The following is a 20,678-nucleotide window of genomic DNA, read 5'->3' on the forward strand; positions in this document are numbered from 1 at the left end:
TACCTCCTTTTAAGGTATATCCTGCCTTACTACATCAAGCCTTGGGTCCTTGTGAGGTCTGTACTGCAGAGGTTCCACGAGAGGAACTCTGACAATCTCTCTACCCTTTTCATCAAAGGCTATGACCTCGTTGGGACCCACAGCGAAGGAGTAAGGTATTCTTGGTGTTGAGCCAAAAAGGTGCAGCAAAGCTTGAAGTTCAGGTTCTTTACCCTCTCTCATAGCCATGTAAGTCTTCACTGCATGCTCCGCACCCGGTCCGAACATCTGTTTCAGGAATCTGATGGGTACATTTATGGGTGGTATGTAATAAACATTGGGCTCAAGACCTGTCTGGGGATAAATGGGCAGAGCAACCTTCTTTATGTGTACCAGAAAGTCTATGGGGTTTTCTGGTCTTGCCTTCTCCGGTGGGCTTATAAATCCCATCAGCCTTATCTTACCTATGCATGTTATTACGCACTGAGGTTGAAGTCCTTCCTCCACCCTTGGGAAGCATCCTATGCATTTTTGGGATATTCTCGCCACAAAGTTAAACATGGTTTTTTTGTAAGGACAGGCTTTTACACATTCCTGATAGCCTTCGCACCTCTCTGGGTCTATGAGGACTATGCCGTCCTCCTCCCTTTTGTATATGGCCTGTCTTGGGCATGCAGCAACACACGCGGGATAGGTACAGTGATTGCATATCCTCGGAAGGTAAAACATCCATATGGGATGAGGGAAGTTTTCAAGCACGGTTCCTATGTCCACAGGCTCATTCACCTCATCCTCCCCTATGTTGGGATACATCCAGTCCATGTCTTCGGGCTTCCATCCCAAAACTCTCTCACCTTCGGGGGCATCAAAGACGGTCTTTTTATCTCCCTCTAGTAGTTCAAGAAGCTTTGCATCCCATCCGAGGGGATAAAAACCCCAAGGCTTGGTCTCTACATTGTTCCAGAGCATGTACTCCTGACCCCTTCCCGATGTCCATGTGGTCTTGCAAGCTATGGTGCATGTCTGACAGGCTATGCACTTGTTGAGGTCCATAACTACCGCAAACTGTTTCTTTGGTCTCTTTGGCTCGTAAGGATAGCTTACTTCCTTACTTAGTTGCCAGTTAAACGCCTTAGCCATGATAAACCTCCTTACTTTACATACTCTCCCTTTAAATACTTTTTGAGCATTTCGTTGGCTGTCATGGGTCTGTAGCCAAGCCTTACAGGTCTCCACACACCTTTACCGCCTATGCCTCCGTCCTCCGCTTTGGCTATCTTGCAAAAGCCTTCCCTCGGTGCTCCTATAAGTCCATGTACATCAAGCTCAAAACCTTTGCCTATTATCTGACCCATGAGGTTCTTTCTGACAAGGGTATCCGTTTGATATGTAGGCTTAAACCAGCCTCTGGTGATTGACTGGTGGCTACCCCTTCTGTAAAGGGACTGGTAGCCTGTGTTCGGATTTTTGGCAAGTCCGTTGGGATTCTCCTTAGTTCCTCTCACAGAGCCGTGGGAGGAACCGTACATGTTGAACCATATCTTGGCACATCCCGGAGGTGTGTTGTTGGAGGCTCTTGCCCTCAGAAGCAGCCTTCCCACCTCGTAGTCTTCAGGTCTCTTCTGCCAGCCAGCAAAAGGTCTATCCTGAGGGTCCGCATCCACCCACACATAATCCCCATCTTGAATCCCCATCTTTTTGAGGTCTTTGGGGTTTATGTCTATGTAAGCCTCTGACACGAAGGGCATTCTCTTGTCGTGCCTGTATATGTCCCCGAAGGGTCCAAAGAGCAGCACTATTATGTCTGTATCTCCTGTAGTTGTGTGAGCTGAGTGTCTGTACTTGGGCGTGTGGACTATGTGGGTAGCACCGACGGTAACCATGAGAGGATGTTTGGTGTTGGGAAGCTTTTCCGGTGATACAAGAACGTTTCTTGCTTGCCTCCACTCGGTGCTTAAAAGAGCATCCTTCGCACTTAAGCCGTAGTCCTCTGGCTTTTTAGGTCTTAAAAGCGGGTGAGGTCTTGCCACTATCACATTAGGTTCGTGATGGGTGGAGTCTATGGGCTCTCTGTAAACGGGGAGGTTTTCTCCAGCATCCATAAACTCCGGCTCTTCCCTGTAAAACTCAAGCCTTCCACTTTTGGTGTACCAAGGCATGCCTTCCTTTGTCTGGTCCTCTCCCACATACTTGGGATAGCTTCTGGTCATTATCAGGGACGGTATACCTTCGTGAGCCTTTTTGGCTATCTCCTCAAGCCTGTAGCCTCTCAGGTTGGAGGAAGCATTTATGACCCTCTGCACATAAACCACATCTTGCTTACCTTCCAGCACAAACTTCCAGTAATTTCTGAATCTTTCATCTCCCGTTAGCTCACTGAGCCTGTTTGCTACGATGGCAAAGGCTTCCGCATCGTTCTTAGTATCAAAAAACCTTCTGTGCCCGGTTTTGGGCCACACGTAAACGAAGGGGTTTGTAACAGAGCCGGCTATGTCCCAGTACTTGTTTTCGTTCCACGCATCCACACCGAGAACTATGTCCGAATACTCGCAGGTCATGGACCACCACCACTCGTTGGTTACTATGCACTCTATCTTGGGAAGGGTGTTCATGATGATGTTATACTGCCATTTGGCGTTTCCGAGTGCAGAATTGGCATCAACGAACCACACAAACTTGGTGGGTGTAGGCATGTGGGTTTTTCCCGTTATCAGATGCTCTCCCATATATTGGGGATGGTCGTCGTGAGAGTAGTAGTGAGCGGACTCGGGTTTCCAATAAAACTTCACTTTAGCAGGCTTTTCAGGGTCAAGCTCTATGTTGAAGGGGTCTTCCGCAAGATACTGGGGCGCACCGTTAAAGAGGGCGAGCCTAAAGTTGCCTGCATAAGAACCTATGTTTCCGGTAGCATGCCCTATGTTGTCCGTAAGAGCGCATATCATATACATGGCTCTGTCTTTCAGGTCCGCGTGCTGGTACTGGTTCACCCCCATACCCTGCGCAAGCTTCATGTTTCTCGGATGGGAAGCTATCTCCCTGGCAAGCTTCTCTATCTTCTTTGCTGGAACACCTGTTATGACCTCCGCCTGTTTGGGTGTGTAGCTCTTTTCAAAGAACTCAAGGTAAACTTGAAAGAGGGGCTTTACCTCCACCTCTTTGCCTTCAACGGTCTTTACCCTGTATGTGCCGTAAAGAGCCGGGTCTATGCCGAGCTTCCAGAAATCTTCTCCCACATGGTCTCTGGTTATCACCTTGGGTGAGTTGCTCTTAGTGTCCCATACCACGAAGTCATCCATGTCTCCCTTCCTTATGGGTTCCGGTATGTACTGTTTGTCCTGCTTGTAGAAGGGTGGGAGTGTCTCTCCGGGCTTAAAGACTACCGCCTTTTGCAAGGGTTGAGGCTGGTAGTTGGGTATTATATCCCTCGCTCTCAGTACCTTTCCGTTGTCCATCCTGACAAGCAGGGGCATGTCGGTAAAGCTCTTTACGAACCGCTCCTGATAGAGTTTCTCCTTCATTATTACATAAGCTATAGAAAGGGCTAAAGCCGTATCCGTTCCAGTCCTTACCACTATAAGCTCGTCGGAGGCTCTCGCGGTAGGCGAGTAGTCGTTGGATATGACTATCACCTTTGAGCCTTTTATCCTTGCTTCTGTGAGCCAGTGGCAGTCTGGCATCTTGGTGGTGAAGGGATTCATACCCCAGAGGATTATTAATTTGGAATGCTCCCACATGCAGAGATCAAACTCCACATTCTGCTGACCAGAGACCATAGGATGTCCTGGTGCAAGGTCCGTGTGGAAGGCGTAGTTGTCCCATCCTCTTCCGCCAAGGGCTTTGTCAGGTCCCACACCCCTTATATGGCTATCAAGTAATGCCATCATGTTGGCAAATCTGTATGGTGATGTGTATCTTACAACCGCAAGGAAAGGCATACTACCTCTGAACTTTAACACCCTCGTTCCCGCACCTTCCATTGCATCAAGCATAGGCTTTGGATAGTGTCCCTGGGCTTCAAGCCTCTTCCTTCCCTCTTCTCCGCTGTAAGTGGTAGCTATGTTTATCAGAGTCTTGGCTATTATATCCGCCACCTCGTCCCATGTAACCTTTATGAACTTGTCTTTCCCCCTCTGGAAGTACTTTTCCAGAGGTTTGCCAGTAATGGGATCACGAGGAAAGCCTGCTTTGTACCACTCGTAAAATCCCCTCCTGACCATGGGACCCTTCACCCTCCTGTCTCCGTAAAACCTCCTCATAAGAGCAAGACCTTTATTGCAACATCTTGGGTCCCACCTGTGAGAAGCCTTCAGTCCATAGATATCCGTAGCCTCTCCAAACTTATAAGTGGGTTCGATCCTCGTTATAACACCGTTCTTCACATGAGCGGTAAGCAGGCAGTTGTGGGTATCGTTGGGAGCGCAGAGGAAGGTAAAAGTGGCTTCTGACTTGAATATGTCCCTGTAGAACCTCTCCCAGTCTCTGTTGGGGTAGTAGGCAAGTGGGTTTTCTACCCTAACTACAGGCTCCATAACCCTGAAGGCAAAGGAGGGGCTTAGCATGGCGGTAAGCGAAAGCCCTCCCATCTTTAAAAGGTCCCTTCTCGTGAGGTCGCTCATGTCTCACCTCCTGAATTGAATACTCACTTACTGACTTAGATCACTTATAATCAATATAAGTTTTTCTTATAAATTTGTCAAGAAGTAAAGAGACTGTTTAAAAAATTCCCAATATCGCACTCCCAAGGCTTCCAGGCGTGCCATAGCTCTCAAAAGCAAAAGACACAATAAAAGGAGCGTGGTAAAGTCAGGGACTTTTGGGAAGAGTTCTTTTAGTCTTTCTTCCAGGTCTCTGAGGGAGAGGTTTTTTCTCAAGATTTTTTAAACGGGCTCAGTTTTATAAAGTAACAGTTAAAGTCAGCTCGCTTTCACGCTTACTACTTCTCCGTCCCTTATCTCCACTATTCTATGCGCTCTTTCCGCAAGGTAAAGCTCGTGGGTAACCATAACTATTGCTGTCCCAGCTCTGTTTATTTCCTGAAAGATCTCCATAACCATCTGTGTATTTTTGCTGTCCAGATTGCCTGTAGGTTCATCCGCCAGTATTACCTCAGGGTCATTGGCTAAGGCTCTTGCTATGGCAACCCTTTGCATCTCTCCTCCTGATATTTGGTATATCTTCCTCATTTCCTTTTTACCAAGACCCAGCCTTTGGAGTAGCTGGCGAGCTTTCTCTTCAGCCTCTTGCCTGTCTATGCCTCTTTTGAGCATGGGGATCATGACATTTTCCAAAAGCGTAAACTCGGGAAGAAGGTAATGAAATTGAAAAACAAAACCTATGCTCTCGTTTCTTATCTTGGAGATGAGCTTTCCCTTTGTGCCTTCTATCTCTTGCCCCTTGAAAAACACTTTGCCTTCCGTAGGAAAGTCCAAGAGCCCCATTATGTAGAGTAAGGAGCTTTTCCCCGACCCGGAAGCACCTATTATAGAAAGAAACTCTCCAGCATAAACCTTAAGACTTATACCCTTTAGTATCTCTTCATTTCTTATGCGCTTTTTAACATCAACAAGCTCTATAAGCACCATCAGCCACTTCTAAAGATGTCCACAGGATTTAGCTTGCTTGCTTTATAAGAGGGATAAAAGCTTGCCATGAAAGAGAAGAATATGGAAAATACAAAGGCATACAGGTAGTAAAGGGGGCTTCTATCCAGTATAAAACCCTTAGTCCTTATGAGACCTTCCACTTCAAGCTTTACGGAAGAAAGGTACTCCTGAAGCCCATATCCCAGAAGGAACCCTAAGACCGCACCCAAGAAGCCTATTATAAATCCCTGAGCAAGAAACAAAAGGAGAATGTCCCTTCTGGTGTATCCCATCGCCATGAGTATGGCTATGTCCTTTTTCTTTTCCAGAACCGTCATCATAATTATGTTAAAGATGCCAAAGGCAGAGACAGTTAGTATAGCAAACACTATCATGTAAGTTATGAGATTCTGTATCTTGAATATTTGAAGAAAGTTTATATACGCCCTCTGCCAGCTTTCCACATCATACTTTAAGCTCTTCTGAAGTTCCAAAGCTATTTTCTGTGCCTGGTTTACATCTTTGACTTTTATCACTATTTCATTAACCTCATCTACTCTGTCCATAAGTGCCTGCAAGGTTCTTATGTGCATATAAACCCTCGTATTATCTATGTTGGTTATACCCGAATTGAAGAAGTCTTCCACCTTAAGAAGATAGGTTTGCCCGTTGGGAAGCACTAAAATCACCTTCCTTCCAGTTTCTCTTATTCCCAGGTCCTTAGCCACCAGCTTACCCAATATTACAGCATCCTTATTGGTTTTTAGACTTTCAAGCCTTTTGTATTCAAGGAATCTCTGTATAACCGACGCCTTTGGTTCCATATCCGGGTCTATGCCTATGAGCGTAACTGGTTTTTCCTTGGTTCCGTATTTTAGTATGCCTCTGACCACTAAGTGTGGAGCCACTCCTACCACATCTTCCCTTTTTTCTATGTCTCTGAGTATTTCCCTCCAGCCTATTATTTTGTCCTCTTCTTTGGGCTTGCTGGAGTAGACTTTCCACAGCGCATTAGGCTGGACCATCTTTACTATTCTCTCCTCATCCGCATACTCTTTTGGTTTTATGCTTATGTGCGCTTCCAAGTCTATAACCTGCTGTATAAAGTAGTTTTGAAAGCCAAACATAAGGGAACTCATAACTATTAGTGCACCAACTCCTATGGCAACACCGCTTACCGACACCAATGTCTGCCTTTTCCTCTCAAGGAGAAGCTTGTAGGCTATAAAGATAATGTAATTCATTCTACTACCACCTTATCCCCCTTTTTCAAACCTTCCAGAACCTCAAGATAACCGTTGACTTCCTCACCCACCTTGACAGGAACCTTGACCCTTCTCACTTTTTCGTACTTGTATACAAAGCCGTTCTTGTATGCCGACTTGGGTATAACGAGAGCTTTTCTGTCCTCTACAAGTATGTTAGCCTCAACTGTGGCGTTGGCAGGCACTTCCGGGGGAAGATCAGCCACAGCCTTTACTTCAAGGGTCTTTTTATTCTTGTTAATCTCTCCCTCTATCAGCACCAATCTACCTTCAAAAACTCTGCCGGGATAAACATCAAGAGAGATATAAACCTTCATACCACTTTTTATAGAAGAAGCGTACTCTTCATCTACATTAAGCACTATCTCTTTTGCATCACTTTCTCCCACGCTGAAGAGTTTGTTATCTTGACTTATGTGATTTATGTACTCTCCCACCTCCACATACTTGTTTAGCACCACACCATTTATGGGGCTCTTTATGTAGTATTTGTCCAGCTCTTTCTTTATTCTCTCTACAGACGCACTAAGGAACCTCTCCTCCGATTCAAGAGCTTTAATGCTATCTCTGTATGTTGTCAGTGCTTTCTCATACTCACTTTTGGCATTTTCGTAAGACCTTTTTGCCTCTTCGTACTGCTCTCTGGGTATTAGTCCCCTCTGTGCAAGGCTTTCCCTTCTGAAAAGGTATCTCTGTGCTTGTTCCATATTCCTCTTTGTTATTTCCACTTGCTTTTCAAGGCTCCTTCTGTAGTCTGAGTCTTCCCTGAGTCTCTCTTGTGATAACCTCAACCTCTCTTGTGCCTCCCTTAAGGATTCTTCAACTGGTCCTGCATCCATAACAGCTAATATCTCTCCTTTCCTTACCTTATCTCCCTCTTTGACCCTTATCTCTTTGACATAACCAGATACCTCTGATCTTATTACCACATAGTTCCTTGGCTTTACATATCCCGAGGCATAAATCACCTTCTTTATAGGTTTTTCCTCAACTGTGAAGACCTTAACATTGTTGCTTCTGTTAAATAATATCAGGAGGATGCTAACTGTGAGTATAACTCCTATGGGAAATAGTATCCTCTTCATAGAAGATAACATTTTAAAGCGGTAAAAGGCTTTTTATAGCTTCAACAAAGCTGTTAAAAAGCCTATCTTTGTTTAAACAGTCTCTTTCTTTGCATGTATTGGGAAAGCATGGAGAGCAGGCAAGATTTAGACTTATCTGAAAAACCCTTTCTCCTATTGGCTTCCAAACTACTACATCTGTAGGTCCATAAAAGATAAAGGAGGGAAGTCCTACATAAGATGCCAGATGAGACACTCCGCTATCGTTGCCAACGAATAGTTTTGCACCCTTTAGGGCTTTTGCCATGTTTAAAGGGTCGCTCATCTGAACAAACCTTGACACATACCCTTTTATCCACTCGTCAGCTTCTCCCACAAGATATACAACCTCATAACCGTGCTTTCTAAGATACTCTTCTATCCTCAAAAAAAGGGCTATGTCTGGATTTTTCCGCATGGAACCGCTTGAAGGGTGTAAAACAGCTTTATCCATGAGGGGATTATCACGAAGAGTGGGAAGGTTCAGCACCCGAGAGTAATTGCCATCCAGAGCAAGGGATTTAAGGTAATATTCAACTATCCACCTTCTTTCATCTGGGAAGGGCTTTATATTACCATCTACGCTTATGCTTATCACCTTGCTAAACTCTCTCTCAGGTATCTGGTAGTGCACTTCATCAACCCATCCCAATTCTTTGGCTATCTTGAGGTAATCCGTGTTGCCTACAGCAAAGATTCTCTCCCCCCTCTTTTTCAGCAGTTCCAGCACAGGAAAGGTAAGCAGTGTATCACCAAGCCCACCTCTTCTGTAAAAGAGTATCACAGAGCTATAATTTATTCCTATGTGTGGCATCATAGGTTATGCGGGGAAAAATCCCGCTGTGTTGGTTTTGCTGGAGGGTTTGGAAAGGCTTGAATACAGAGGTTATGACTCGGCTGGTGTAGCTCTCATAGAGAACGGGCGCATATTTGTAGAAAAGAAGGTGGGTAAGATAAGGGAGCTGATAAGAAGCTTGTGGGGCAAACCTCTTAAGGCTACTGTAGGTATAGGGCATACCAGGTGGGCAACCCATGGCGAGCCTTGTGAGATAAACGCACACCCTCACACTGACTCAACGGGTGAGATAGCAGTGGTGCATAACGGCATTATAGAGAATTACAGAGAGCTAAAAGAGAAGCTTCAGGCGCAAGGCATACAGTTTAAATCTCAGACGGATACGGAAGTTATAGCACACCTTATATCGCTTTACTATCAAGGTGATCTTCTTGAAGCGGTAATTAAAGTGGTACCTGAGCTGAAGGGTTCTTACGCTTTTTGTGTCATAACCAACAGAGAACCTTACAGGATAGTCGGTGTAAGATACGGCAACCCTCTGGTGGTAGGCATAGGTGATGGCGAAAACTTTATGGCTTCGGACATTCCAGCCCTTCTTCCCTTTACAAGGCACATAATACCACTGTCCGATGGGGAGATAGTAGACCTAAGAATTGACAGCGTTGACATATACGATGCTGAAGGAAACAGAATAGTAAAAGAGGCTATAAATGTTCCATGGGACATAATATCTGCGGAAAGGGGAGGGTTTAAACACTTTATGCTCAAAGAGATCTTTGAACAGCCAAGAACGGTGGGAGATACAATAAAGGGTTATGTATCAAGAGATTACCTTCTGCCCTTTAATCTGAGAGACTTTAGAAGAATACTCATTCTGGCGTGCGGTACATCCTATCACGCAGGTCTTGTGGGAAGCTACTGGATGAACAAGTACCTTCAGACACCTGTGGAGGTCATGTATGCCTCTGAGTTCAGATACGCAGATGTGCCTGTAGGCGAAAGAGACCTGGTAATAGCCATATCCCAATCTGGTGAAACAGCAGACACGCGCTACTCTGCCCTTTCAGCTAAGGAGAAGGGTGCAACCGTCTTATCTTTGGTGAATGTGATGGGTAGTGCCCTGGACAGGGAGTCTGACTACACTCTTTACACTCACGCAGGTCCCGAGATAGGCGTTGCAGCAACAAAGACCTTTACATCTCAGCTTGCTGTCCTTTACAGCCTTGCTGTATCTCATCTGCCCGATAGAGACAGATTTATGGAGAAACTATCCAGTGTGCCTCACATGATGGAGGAGGTATTGGGAGAAGCTGAGCAGATAAAAAAGGTAGCTCTCAAGTATGCCAACAGAAAGAACATGCTTTATTTGGGAAGGTACCTGAGCTATCCTGTAGCCTTGGAGGGTGCGCTAAAGCTCAAAGAGATCTCTTACATACACGCGGAGGGGTACCCCGCAGGTGAGATGAAACACGGACCTATTGCTCTCATAGATGAAAACATGCCCGTCTTGGTGGTGGTACCAAGGGATAGGGTTTACGAGAAGGTACTTTCCAATATAGAGGAGGTGCTTACCAGAAGGGGATCAGTGATAAGCGTAGGCTTTAGGGATGACGAAACTTTAACGAAAGTGTCAAAAGACCTAATAGGTGTGCCAGAGGTGGACGAGGATCTTACCCCCTTCCTGACGGTTATTCCCCTACAGCTCTTTGCTTATTACATAGCCGACCACCTGGGGCTTGATGTGGACCAGCCAAGGAACTTGGCAAAAACTGTCACCGTTGAATAACTTTAAGAGTGTATAATAGGAGGCCATGAACAGAGATTTAAGAAAAGAGGCAAGAAGGTAAAAGTTTACCTCTTTGGTTCAAGAGTAAAAGGACAAAATACGCCAAGAAGCGACCTTGACCTTGGGTTTCTTTCTGAGGAGGAAATAGGTTATGAACTTTTTCTTCTGAGGGAACTATTAGAGGAGTCAAACCTTCCTTTTTCTGTGGACGTTGTTGACCTGTCAAGAGTAGGGGAAGAGTTCAGGAATTTAGTTTTGAAGGAGGGCAAACTTTGGATAAGCTTTTAAAACAGTTAGGGTATTTTGAAAAGGCAGTAAAGAGATTAATGGAAGCGCTGAAGCTTACGCAAGAAAAGAAGCATACAAAACTCTACTCACTTCTGAGAGATTCCTCCATTCAGGGATTTGAATTTACCTTTGAAATATTCTGGAAGCTTGTTAAGACAGCAAAGAACTCCTTCAGATGGTTGACGACAGGAACTTAACATCACACCTATAACGAGGATATTGCGGAATATCTTTTTAAAAAACTGGAGGTTTACGCTAAGCTTATGAGGGTTGCGGTAGAAAAGCTCAAAAGGAATCTTGTCTAAGTCCTTAGAAAGTCATACATTTAGGGAGTTAAAGGAGCTTTACGACAAGGACTTTCCCCTTTGGGCTGAGATAAATCTGCAACTTCTTAAAGAGAAAGCCTACGACTTTTACATATAACCATCATCTCAGTATGTCCTTCTGTACCTCCTCAGGTGATGGCACTACCGCAAGCTTCTTTACTTTTGATGCATAGTACATGATGGGAATAAGTACTAAGGTGAGAGTGGTTGATCCTATTGTGCCAAATATTAGAGATATGGCAAGACCATTGAATATTGGGTCAAAGAGAATCACAAAAGCACCCACAATAACTGCAACAGCTGTAAGCAGTATGGGGCGAGTCCTTATAACTCCTGCCTCAACGACAGCTAAGTGTGGAGGCACACCATCTTTTATCCTTTCCTCGGCAAAGTCCACAAGAAGTATGGAGTTCCTCACTATAATGCCAGCAAGGGCTATAAAACCTATCATGGATGTGGCGGTGAAGAAAGCACCAAGCAAAAGGTGACCCGGCACGATACCCACTAAGGTTAGGGGAATAGGTGCCATTATGACCCCCGGTATCTTAAAGTCTTTGAACCATCCGAGGATAAGCACATACATGGCAAAAAGAGCCACACCAAAGGCAAGACCCAAATCCCTGAAAACTTCCAGGGTGATATGCATCTCACCGTCCCACTTGACATATATACTGTCCTCTATAAGTGGCAAGGACATCCAAAGCTCTTTTACGCTTCCGTAGGGATTTGGAAGGCTAAGTACTTTTTTTCTCACATCCAGTATACCGTAAAAAGGTGCCTCCTCCCTTCCTGCCACATCACCTATCACATATATAACCCTTCTGAGGTTCTTGTGGTAAATGGTAACCGGCCTTGTATCCTCTTTTATCTCAACCAGCTCCGTAAGAGGTATAAGCTTGCCCTCTCTGTTTGGAATTTTGAGATTTTTCAAAAGCTCCAAGGTTCTGTACTTTTCGTCAAACCTTATCACTATAGGCACATGTTCTGTATCTGTGCTTTGAAGTAAGCCCACCTGATAACCTCCTATCAACGCTCTTAAGGTGAGTACCAGCTCTTCTTTGCTTATACCCGAAAGCTTAAGTTTGTCCTCCTTTGCGACGAGCCTTATCATAGGCGCTGGTTTTTCCAGGTATATACCTGCATCCGTTATGGAAGGTGTTTCCTCAAAGACCCTTAGGACTTCCTTAGCAAACCTCTCTTGCTCTTTAAGGTCAGGTCCGTAAACCTCCGCCACTATGGGGGAAAGCACCGGTGGACCGGGTGGGACCTCCACTACAGCCACATACTTAGCTCCGTATTGCTGTGCTATCTTATGCACCATAGGTCTTATTTTCTTGGCAAAGTCATGGGACTGCTCTATCCGCTCATGCTTGTTTATGAGATTTATTTGAATATCTGCCATGTTGCTACTCTGCCTCAAATAGTAATGTCTTACAAGACCATTAAAGTTAAAGGGCGAAGCGGTACCTACATATATCTGATAATCGGTTACTATGCTCTGTCTTGACACATAATCACCTATGGCTTTTGCCACCTCAAGAGTCCTCTCTATGGGGGTGCCTTCTGGCATATCAAGAACTATCTGAAGCTCACTCTTGTTGTCATAGGGGAGCATCTTTACCACTACAGTCTTTGTAATAAATAGGCTAAGAGATAGTCCCATAAGCAGAAGGACAAAACCGTAAAAGGCATACCTTTTGGGCTTGCTAACTATGAGGGGCAGCATAATTTTGGAATAAACTTTCCAGAAGGTGGTGCTCTTTATGTCTATTTCCTGCTTTTTGTGGTTTTCTTCGTGCTTTAAAAACTTGTAAGAAGCCCAAGGGGTCACTATGAAAGCTACCAGCAGTGAGAAAAACATGGCAACAGAAGCATTTATAGGGATAGGTCTCATGTATGGTCCCATAAGTCCACTTACAAAAGCCATTGGCATAAGTGCCGCTATAACGGTAAAGGTTGCCAATACTGTTGGGTTTCCTACTTCGTCAGTGGCTCTGACTATTGCCTCCCTTGGTGTTTTTGCAAGTTTTAGCTCAAACCACCTGTGTATGTTTTCCACAACTACTATAGCGTCATCCACCAGTATACCTATGGCGAATATGAGAGCAAACAGTGTGACCCTGTTTAGGGTAAAACCATACATCTCGCTCAAAAAGAGGGCTATGGCAAGAGTTATGGGCACCGCCACACCTACTACAGCTGCCTCTCTGATGCCAAGAGCTACAGCTATTAGCAGTATTACCGAGAAGGTGGCAATAAAAAGATGCTCCAAAAGCTCATCCGCTTTCTCTTTTGCCGTCTCTCCGTAATTTCTCGTAACTGTGATGTTTACATCTTTGGGGATTACATTACCTTTAAGATGGTCCACCAATTTTAAGACTTCTTGTGCAACATTTACCGCATTTGTGCCCTTTCTTTTGGATACTGCAATGGTCACCGCTGGATATAGCTCTCCTTCCTTAACTCCCTGTATACCTTTCTCCTCAGCCTTGGGACCAAAACCCATAAGCACATAGTCCTTTATCTCAGAAGGACCATCCACCACAGTGGCTACATCCCTAAGATAAACAGGCTTTCCATCCACTACGCTTATAAGTATGTTTTCTACATCTTCCTTGGACTTTAGAAACTCACCGGTTCTTATCTGATATACTTTGTTGGATTGGGTTAAGTTCCCGCTAACTTCTTGAGCGTTAGCACTCTTTATAACCTGAGCTACATAAAGGGGTGAGATACGATATGCGGCCATTTTTGCAGGGTCAAGTATCACCCTTATCTCCCTCGATCTGCCTCCTACCAAAAACACATCTGCTACATTGTTTATCTTCTTTATCTCGTTTTCCACCGTTGAAGCTATCCTCCTCAAACTGTACCAGTCGTAAGGCTTGCCCCAGAGAGTAAGTGTTAGTATAGGGACATCGTCAATGGACTTGGGTTTTATAAGAGGTGGAAGCATAACGCCAGGTGGTGCCAGGTCCATAGCAGACATCATTTTGGTGTTTAAATCTACCAGAGCTTTTACGGGATCAGTTCCCACATAGAACCTTGCTGTTACAACAGCACCACCTTCTGAAGATGCGGAATATATGTACTCTATGTCTTTTAGCTCCCAGAGTTTTTTCTCAAGGGGTGTGACCACCCTCCTTTCCACCTCTTCAGGTGTTGCACCTGGATAGCTTATGAATATGTCTATCATAGGCACCACTATCTGAGGCTCCTCTTCCTTTGGAGTAGTGATTACAGCAAATAAACCAAGTGCAAGAGAGACTAGCACCAGCACAGGAGTGAGCTTGGAGTCTATAAAGTAGTTGGCCAGTCTTCCCGCAAGCCCATACATCTTATCCTCCTACCTTACACCCATCGCAAGCTTTTTCTATACCATCTACAACTATCCTCTCATCGCCACTAAGACCCGAAAGCACCTCCACCATGTTGCCCCTCTTCTCTCCAAGCTTTACAAAGCGAAGCTCCAGAGTGTTGTCAGGTTTTACTACCCACACGCCAGTGAAGTCAAACCTTCTAAAGATGGCGCTCTCTGGCACCAAGATTACGCTTAACTTCTCCGATATGAGCATTTTGGCGTACATGCCACTCTTCAAATCGCCTGATTCTAAACTCAGCTTTACTCGGAATGTCCTGGTTATAGGGTCAACTGAAGGAGAAACTTCAGAGACTCTTCCCTGCACAGTCTTGTTTAAGGCATCTATGTAAACGGGGTAAACATCTCCCACTCTTATCCTGCCCACATACTTCTCGGGCAGGTTAACCTCCAGCTTGTAAGGGGGTCTTTCTATAACCAAAAGCACAGTGCCAGGACCTGCGAGATCTCCCATATCCACCTTTTTGTGAGCCACATACCCGTCAAAAGGCGCTCTAATTGTTGTGTAATCCAAGTTGGAAACAACTGCCTTCCTTTGGAACTGAGCCGCTCTTATACCAGCTTTTGCCTGCTCCACCTGAGCCTTTGCAGCATCATACTGAGCCTTTATCTGGTCAAATTCCTGCTGAGTTATGGCATTTTCCTTAAGAAGGGATAAGTACCTCTCATAAGTCTTTTTCACAGCCTCGTAGTTAGAAATTGCAGATTTGTATGCTTCTTCCGCCTGCTTTACCTGCTCACTTACAGCGCTGGCTTGGGCTAATATATCAGAAGCGTCCAAAGTAAGAAGAATCTGACCCTTTTTTACAGCCTGCCCCTCCTTTACTCTCACGCTTGTAATCTTTCCTGCAACTCTGGTGGATATCTCAGCTACATGGTCCGCCACTATGTTGCCCACATAACCCACCTGAACTTCTTGAGCTCTTTCCACCTTGCCTATCTTTAAACCTTCTACGGTTTTTGCTTTTTTCTCCACCTCAAAAGTCCTTTCCCTGTGGCTGAAAACACCCGCCAACCAAAGCACAACAAGGGAGATAACTACCAAAAAGCCTATGTATTTTATGTATCTTCTCATTTTAGCACCTCCCTTATTAAGCCTCCTGCGTAAAGAAGGTCGGCATATGCCTTCTGACAAGCATTCAAAGCCTGTACCCTCTCAAGTCTTGCTTTATCCAGCTCCGTTTGAGCATCAAGAAGGTCTACTATCCTTGCAAGCCCTACTTTGTATCTTAGTTCTATGACCCTGAGCACCTCCTCACTTGCCTTTATCCTCTCCTCTGCAGACCTTAGAGAGTGCAGAGCGTTTTGGTAATTGGCGTAGGCTTTTTCTATGTCAAAGATCACCGATGATTGTAAGAGCTTTAGCCTCTCCTCCAGAGACCTTTTGATTTCAAGATATGACTGTGCTTTTCTGAGCGTAGAAAGGCCTGTGTCAAAACTCCAAGATATGCCCGCACCCACCATATAACCGCTACCGTCTGACCCCAAAGGCGCACTTTTGCTATATAGAGAGTAAGAGCCAAAGGCATAAACCTGAGGTAAGTTGTCAGAAAGAGCAAGCCTGTAGCTTTGCTCCAGAGACTTTATTCTCTCTTGCAGGGCTTTTATGTCCTGTCTTTTTTGCAAAGCCATGCTCTTTATCTCTTCCACATCAACCGCCGGACAGCTATCCATATCTGACACATCAAACTCCCCGAGCTTTTTATTGGTTATAAGCTCAATGGCTTTTCTGGATATGTTGTAGTTGTTTTTTGAAGCTTCAAGAGACTCCTCCGCTTTTGAAAGGTAAACTCTTGCTCTTAGCACATCAGACAGCAGAGCTGTACCTACCTTTTGCATACTTTCTGCAAGCCTTACATGCTCCTGTGCATCTTTTACTGATTGCTGGCTCACCTTTATGGCGTTTTTGGAAAGCACTGCATCCATGTAAGCATGATAAACCCTAAGAACCACCTCGTCCTGCTTTCTCTCAAACTCTTCCCTCAAGGCAGAGAGGTTATGGGATGCTACCCTCTCCATAGCTTGGACTTTCCCTCCCAGCCAGATGGGAATCTCTACGCTCAGCTTGGTCTCAAAGTTATTTATGGCAGAAGGATTGTTAAGCTTGGCTGGATTGAAGTCTTCCATCTTGAAGCGCTCTTGGTTTAGCTTAGACATAAAGGCATAAACAGGTATGTCCGTTCTGGTAAAGATCTCTTCAGCTTTTATCTTGGGAAAGTATCCTCCCCTTGCAGCTTTGAGCTCCAGCTCACCAGCTTTTATCTCGTTCCTAAAAGCCCTTATCTCAAGGTTATTATCCAATGCAAGACGGATAGCTTCTTGCAGTGTTAGCTCTCCAGCCTGAGCCACAGCTACAAAAACCAGCACCAGCAGCAGTTTCATCATGCTAACCTCGTAGAGCAATATAATTATATTCTAATATTCTTAAAATTTCAACCAAGCAGGAGCCTTCTCACTGTCTTGTGTAAATAATCTCTGACCTTGGCTTTACCTTCTCCATCTGGCACCATACTTAAGCTGGCTTTTAGTCTCCCTTCACCATCCTCTAAAAGGCTCAGGAGCCAAGCTTCACCCTCAATCTGCTCATGCTCATCAAGGATCATACGGAATCTGATGGTTTTATCTGTAAGCTCCTCTATCACGTGGTAGCCGGTAACACGAACAGTAAAGCTATCCTCAGACATATCCGTCATTTCAAAAGGTCTTAACAGATTGCCCATTTTCAAAAAGACCAGAGGAGGCTTCTTGGTGATGGGGATCTTTATCTTTCCTAAGCTCAGAGCATCCTGTGATATGGAGAGGATGATCTCCTTCTGACTTTTCCCTACTATCCTGCAAGGTATGATGGTTTCGTCCCAGCTTATCTTTGCTGTGCTTCCCAAGATGGCGTAGCGGTCCAAAAGTGGAGTTAGATATAAGTGTAGCTTCTCACCCTCTGACTTTACCTTCCTGGTGTAAGCTTTAAAGCTTACTGTAACTTTTTCTCCTTCCTTCTCCCAGTATAAACCTAATTTTTCCATGTTATATCTCCCTCACTAAGTCTTCCATCTTCATGCCCCTTGACCCCTTTACAAGTATAACGCTTCCCTCTCTTATAAGACTTGACAGGTATCTTAAAGCCTCCTCCTTTGAAGAGCTATGATAGCAAAGGACGCCGTGCCGTAGGCATTCCTCATAAGCAAAGCGCATGTGTGTGCCGTAGAATATACACGCATCTATCCCAAGCTCTGCACAGAGTTTGCCTACCTCTCTGTGATAGGCTTCTGACATGGGACCAAGCTCAAGCATATCTCCCAGAAGAGCTATCCTGTATCCATCAAACAAAGATAGAGATAAGAGGGCTTTTCTCACAGAAGGTGGATTGGCATTGTAGGTATCATCTATTATCAAGAATGACCCTTTCCTTATAAGATGAAATCGCTGTGGTGCTGGGGAAAAGTTGGCAAGGTGATGCGATAGCTCTTTCCAGTTATAACCCAGAGCCTTTAAAACTCCCAGACTGCAGAGGGCATTCTCTAAGACGGCTAAGCTGGGGACTCTTAAGCTCAAGCTAACATCCTCCACTTGGAAAGTTATTCCTTCTTTGCTGAGCTTTATATTGGTTGCTTGCAGGTCTCCACCCTCACCAAAAGTTATGACATTTTTTAGCTCATAGCAGTGGGATACATACTTGGGCAAAACCGCCACATCTCTTTCTTGCATATCCTCAAATATCTCCCCATTTCCCACAATTACATCATCCAAGCATCCAAAGGTTTCCAAGTGTTCTTCACCTATTGCGGTTATTACCCTCACATGTGGCTTTGCTAATTTTACAAGGTTTTTGACATCACCCTTCTGACTTGCTCCCATCTCCACCACCCAAAACTGGCAGTCCTCCTCAAAGTTAGCTATAGAGAAAGGTAAACCTATCTGAGAGTTATAGTTTTTTGGAGTTTTACATACCTTACCTATCTTTGAGAGCAAGAAGGCTATCATCTCCTTGGTGGTGGTTTTCCCGGCGGACCCAGCCACACCTATAACTCTGCCAGTAAATAGCCTTCTCCTATAGAGAGCTATTCTTCTTAAAGCTTCAAGCGTGTCATCCACCAGCACATAAAACTTTCCTTTGGGAACTTTTATCCCTCGCTGGACTATTGCTCCCACCGCCCCCCTTGAAAAAGCTTCCTGAGCAAAGTCGTGACCATCGTGCCTGCCTCCTCTCAAAGCTACAAAAACATTTCCTTCCTTTACTTCCCTGCTGTCTATGCAAAATCCTGAGAAGGTGGTGCTTTCTCCGTAGAGTTTTCCTCTGCAAATGCTGGCAAGCTCCCGCGCGCTTAACTCTCCCATGGGTTATAATCTTAATGTAATGTACAAACTTAAAAAAGCAAAGTCGGTAAAAGGTGAGCTGAGAGTCCCCTCCGACAAGTCCATATCCCACAGGGCTGTTATCCTGTCCGCCATTGCAGAAGGAAAAAGTGTGATAAGAAACTGGCTAAGTTCGGAAGATACGCTGGCAACTCTTCAAATAGCTAAGGCGCTGGGGACAAAAGTAGAAACAAAAGGAAATGAACTTATGATTACTGGCAGAGATTTTAACTTTTGCGAACCAGACTATGTTTTGGATGCAAGAAATTCGGGAACTACCGCAAGGCTCTTTTTGGGAGTGCTTGCCACACAGGAGTTTTTCAGTGTTATTACTGGAGATGAAAGCCTCAGAAACAGACCCATGCTAAGGGTGGTAGAACCTCTCAGGCAAATGGGTGCTTTTCTGGACGGAAGGGAAAAAGGGAACAAACTCCCCATATGTGTCAGAGGAGGCAAGTTAAAGGGTGTATCCTTTTTTAACAAGCGTGCTTCTGCACAGGTAAAGTCCTCCCTTTTGCTGGCAGGTCTGAAAGCCGAAGGCATAACAGAAATAACCGAGCCGTATCTTTCAAGGGATCACACAGAGAGGATGCTTAAACTCTTTGGAGCTAATATCACGCAGTTAGAAGGCAGTAGCGGACACATAATAAAAATAGCAGGAGGACAAAAGCTTTATGGCTGTGAAGTCTTATGCCCTGCCGATCCTTCTTCCGCAGCCTTCTTTGTAGCACTTGCCACTCTTTTGGAAGACTCTCAGCTGATTCTTAAGGATGTTCTTATAAATCCTACAAGGGACGGCTTTTTTAGAAAGCTCAGGCAGATGGGTGCTTATGTAGAGTATGCCAATGTTAGGGAGGTCTCAGGTGAGCCTGTGGCAGACATAGTGGTAGAGGGAGGGAGAAAACTAAAAGGTCTAAACATAACCAAAGAGGATGTGCCTTCCTTGATAGATGAACTACCTCTTTTGGCTCTGGTTATGTCCTTAGCAGAAGGGTCTTCAATAGTAAAAGGTGCGGAGGAGCTGAGATTTAAAGAGAGTGATAGGATTAAGGCGGTGGTAGAAAACTTAAGGAGCATGGGAGCCAACATTGAGGAGTACCAAGACGGTTTTTACATAGAAGGAGTAGAAAAACTGAAAGGTGCTAACATAAAGACATACTCAGACCACCGCATAGCCATGACCTTTTCCGTAGCAGGACTTGTAGCCGAAGGAGAAACCACCATAGACAATCCCGAATGCGTATCTGTATCTTACCCCAACTTTTATGAAGACTTAAACAAGATCATCCTCCAAACCTGAGAACGACTGCAAAATAAACTATAGCAAGTCCTAAAATAAGATTAACAAAGCCCAGAATACGAGCCATTATCCTATAAAAGCCACTCTCTAAAGCTCTCTTTCCAAAGTAAAGATCATGCACAAGAGAAACTACCACAACTATTAAGAAGAGGCCTATTTTGTGCCAAAGGGTAAGCGTATACTGGTTTGAGAAGTTAAACAAGTTAGGAAAGCCAAGTATGTAATGTATGTTAAAAAGACCAGTTATAAAAAGCCCCAACAGTGTCAGAAGAGTTCCATAAAAACTAAAACGCCTACCCACCTCCTGAAAAGCCTGATCTCTAATAGGTAGCTTTCTGACAAAGGGTGATAGCACAAGTACTAAAAAGATCATTCCACCAACCCAAAAGCTTGCAAAGATTATGTGAAGGAAGAGCATAAACTCCTTTATACCCATAGTAATATATTAGCATTATTTTCCTTTGTCCAATAATTTTATGTTTCAACTCCACACGGATGATTAGAAACCCAACTGCCTGTATTAA

17 protein-coding genes are annotated in these 20,678 nt (G+C 44.6%); 5 read left to right on the forward strand and 12 right to left on the reverse strand.

Features of this window, described 5'->3' with window-relative positions; all coding sequences use genetic code 11:
• Window positions 1-9 precede the first annotated feature (9 nt).
• The 6 genes from narH to HTH_RS08660 all read right to left on the reverse strand — a co-directional run bounded on the left by narH (window position 10) and on the right by HTH_RS08660 (window position 8,713).
• The gene (gene narH, locus HTH_RS08630) at window positions 10-1,119 is read right to left on the reverse strand and encodes a dissimilatory nitrate reductase subunit NarG (RefSeq protein WP_012964343.1); all 1,110 of its coding nucleotides are present in this window, start codon (window positions 1,117-1,119) and stop codon (window positions 10-12) included.
• Between the two features lie 11 nt (window positions 1,120-1,130).
• On the reverse strand, window positions 1,131-4,595 hold the full coding sequence (gene narG / locus HTH_RS08635; protein ID WP_012964344.1) for a dissimilatory nitrate reductase subunit NarH: 3,465 nt from the start codon (window positions 4,593-4,595) through the stop codon (window positions 1,131-1,133).
• Between the two features lie 297 nt (window positions 4,596-4,892).
• Window positions 4,893-5,561 carry an ABC transporter ATP-binding protein gene (locus HTH_RS08645; protein WP_012964345.1) on the reverse strand — a complete coding sequence of 223 codons (669 nt, stop codon included), beginning with the start codon at window positions 5,559-5,561 and terminating at the stop codon, window positions 4,893-4,895.
• Window positions 5,561-6,805 (reverse strand): ABC transporter permease, encoded by a 1,245-nt coding sequence (locus HTH_RS08650; protein ID WP_012964346.1) that lies wholly within the window; start codon window positions 6,803-6,805, stop codon window positions 5,561-5,563. The genes HTH_RS08645 and HTH_RS08650 overlap by 1 nt, the downstream gene beginning before the upstream one ends.
• Window positions 6,802-7,911 (reverse strand): efflux RND transporter periplasmic adaptor subunit, encoded by a 1,110-nt coding sequence (locus HTH_RS08655; protein WP_014462655.1) that lies wholly within the window; start codon window positions 7,909-7,911, stop codon window positions 6,802-6,804. Before HTH_RS08655 ends, HTH_RS08650 begins: the two co-directional genes overlap by 4 nt.
• A 13-nt stretch (window positions 7,912-7,924) precedes the next feature.
• Entirely contained in the window at window positions 7,925-8,713 is a 789-nt protein-coding gene (locus HTH_RS08660; RefSeq protein ID WP_014462656.1) for a glycosyltransferase family 9 protein, read from the reverse strand.
• Window positions 8,714-8,732: 19 nt separating this feature from the next.
• Here HTH_RS08660 and glmS point away from each other — a divergent pair, with 19 nt between their 5' ends.
• The 4 genes from glmS to HTH_RS10120 all read left to right on the forward strand — a co-directional run bounded on the left by glmS (window position 8,733) and on the right by HTH_RS10120 (window position 11,222).
• Complete coding sequence (gene glmS, locus HTH_RS08665) at window positions 8,733-10,511, forward strand: glutamine--fructose-6-phosphate transaminase (isomerizing) (RefSeq protein WP_012964349.1); 1,779 nt, start codon at window positions 8,733-8,735, stop codon at window positions 10,509-10,511.
• 15 nt (window positions 10,512-10,526) lie between these two features.
• Window positions 10,527-10,799 (forward strand): nucleotidyltransferase domain-containing protein, encoded by a 273-nt coding sequence (locus HTH_RS10205; protein WP_148161807.1) that lies wholly within the window; start codon window positions 10,527-10,529, stop codon window positions 10,797-10,799.
• Complete coding sequence (locus HTH_RS08670) at window positions 10,784-10,996, forward strand: nucleotidyltransferase substrate binding protein (RefSeq protein WP_041309855.1); 213 nt, start codon at window positions 10,784-10,786, stop codon at window positions 10,994-10,996. Before HTH_RS10205 ends, HTH_RS08670 begins: the two co-directional genes overlap by 16 nt.
• 100 nt (window positions 10,997-11,096) lie before the next feature.
• Complete coding sequence (locus HTH_RS10120) at window positions 11,097-11,222, forward strand: hypothetical protein (protein ID WP_012964350.1); 126 nt, start codon at window positions 11,097-11,099, stop codon at window positions 11,220-11,222.
• Window positions 11,223-11,225: 3 nt separating this feature from the next.
• Here the strand turns inward: HTH_RS10120 and HTH_RS08675 are convergent, their stop codons facing one another.
• Genes HTH_RS08675 through HTH_RS08695 form a run of 5 tightly spaced genes read right to left on the reverse strand, consistent with a single transcriptional unit; the run spans window position 11,226 to window position 18,836 of the window.
• On the reverse strand, window positions 11,226-14,462 hold the full coding sequence (locus HTH_RS08675) for an efflux RND transporter permease subunit (RefSeq protein ID WP_012964351.1): 3,237 nt from the start codon (window positions 14,460-14,462) through the stop codon (window positions 11,226-11,228).
• Between the two features lies 1 nt (window position 14,463).
• Window positions 14,464-15,579, reverse strand: coding sequence for an efflux RND transporter periplasmic adaptor subunit (locus HTH_RS08680; RefSeq protein ID WP_012964352.1), 1,116 nt, complete (start codon window positions 15,577-15,579; stop codon window positions 14,464-14,466).
• A complete protein-coding gene (locus HTH_RS08685) occupies window positions 15,576-16,889 on the reverse strand; it encodes a TolC family protein (protein WP_012964353.1) in 1,314 nt (437 codons plus the stop codon). Before HTH_RS08685 ends, HTH_RS08680 begins: the two co-directional genes overlap by 4 nt.
• Window positions 16,890-16,936: 47 nt before the next feature.
• Complete coding sequence (locus HTH_RS08690) at window positions 16,937-17,524, reverse strand: hypothetical protein (RefSeq protein ID WP_012964354.1); 588 nt, start codon at window positions 17,522-17,524, stop codon at window positions 16,937-16,939.
• Between the two features lies 1 nt (window position 17,525).
• Window positions 17,526-18,836: a UDP-N-acetylmuramoyl-tripeptide--D-alanyl-D-alanine ligase gene (locus HTH_RS08695; RefSeq protein WP_012964355.1), complete on the reverse strand. Its 1,311-nt coding sequence runs from the start codon at window positions 18,834-18,836 to the stop codon at window positions 17,526-17,528.
• 19 nt (window positions 18,837-18,855) lie between these two features.
• On the opposite strand from HTH_RS08695, the gene aroA reads away from it, so the two are divergent.
• Complete coding sequence (aroA, locus tag HTH_RS08700) at window positions 18,856-20,154, forward strand: 3-phosphoshikimate 1-carboxyvinyltransferase (RefSeq protein ID WP_012964356.1); 1,299 nt, start codon at window positions 18,856-18,858, stop codon at window positions 20,152-20,154.
• On the opposite strand, the gene HTH_RS08705 is transcribed toward aroA, so the two are convergent.
• Window positions 20,138-20,590: a DUF4149 domain-containing protein gene (locus HTH_RS08705; RefSeq protein WP_012964357.1), complete on the reverse strand. Its 453-nt coding sequence runs from the start codon at window positions 20,588-20,590 to the stop codon at window positions 20,138-20,140. The two genes, aroA and HTH_RS08705, sit on opposite strands and share 17 nt — an antisense overlap.
• Between the last annotated feature and the right edge of the window lie 88 nt (window positions 20,591-20,678).

Source organism: Hydrogenobacter thermophilus TK-6 (assembly GCF_000010785.1).
In the GTDB taxonomy this organism is placed as follows: Bacteria; Aquificota; Aquificia; order Aquificales; family Aquificaceae; genus Hydrogenobacter; species Hydrogenobacter thermophilus.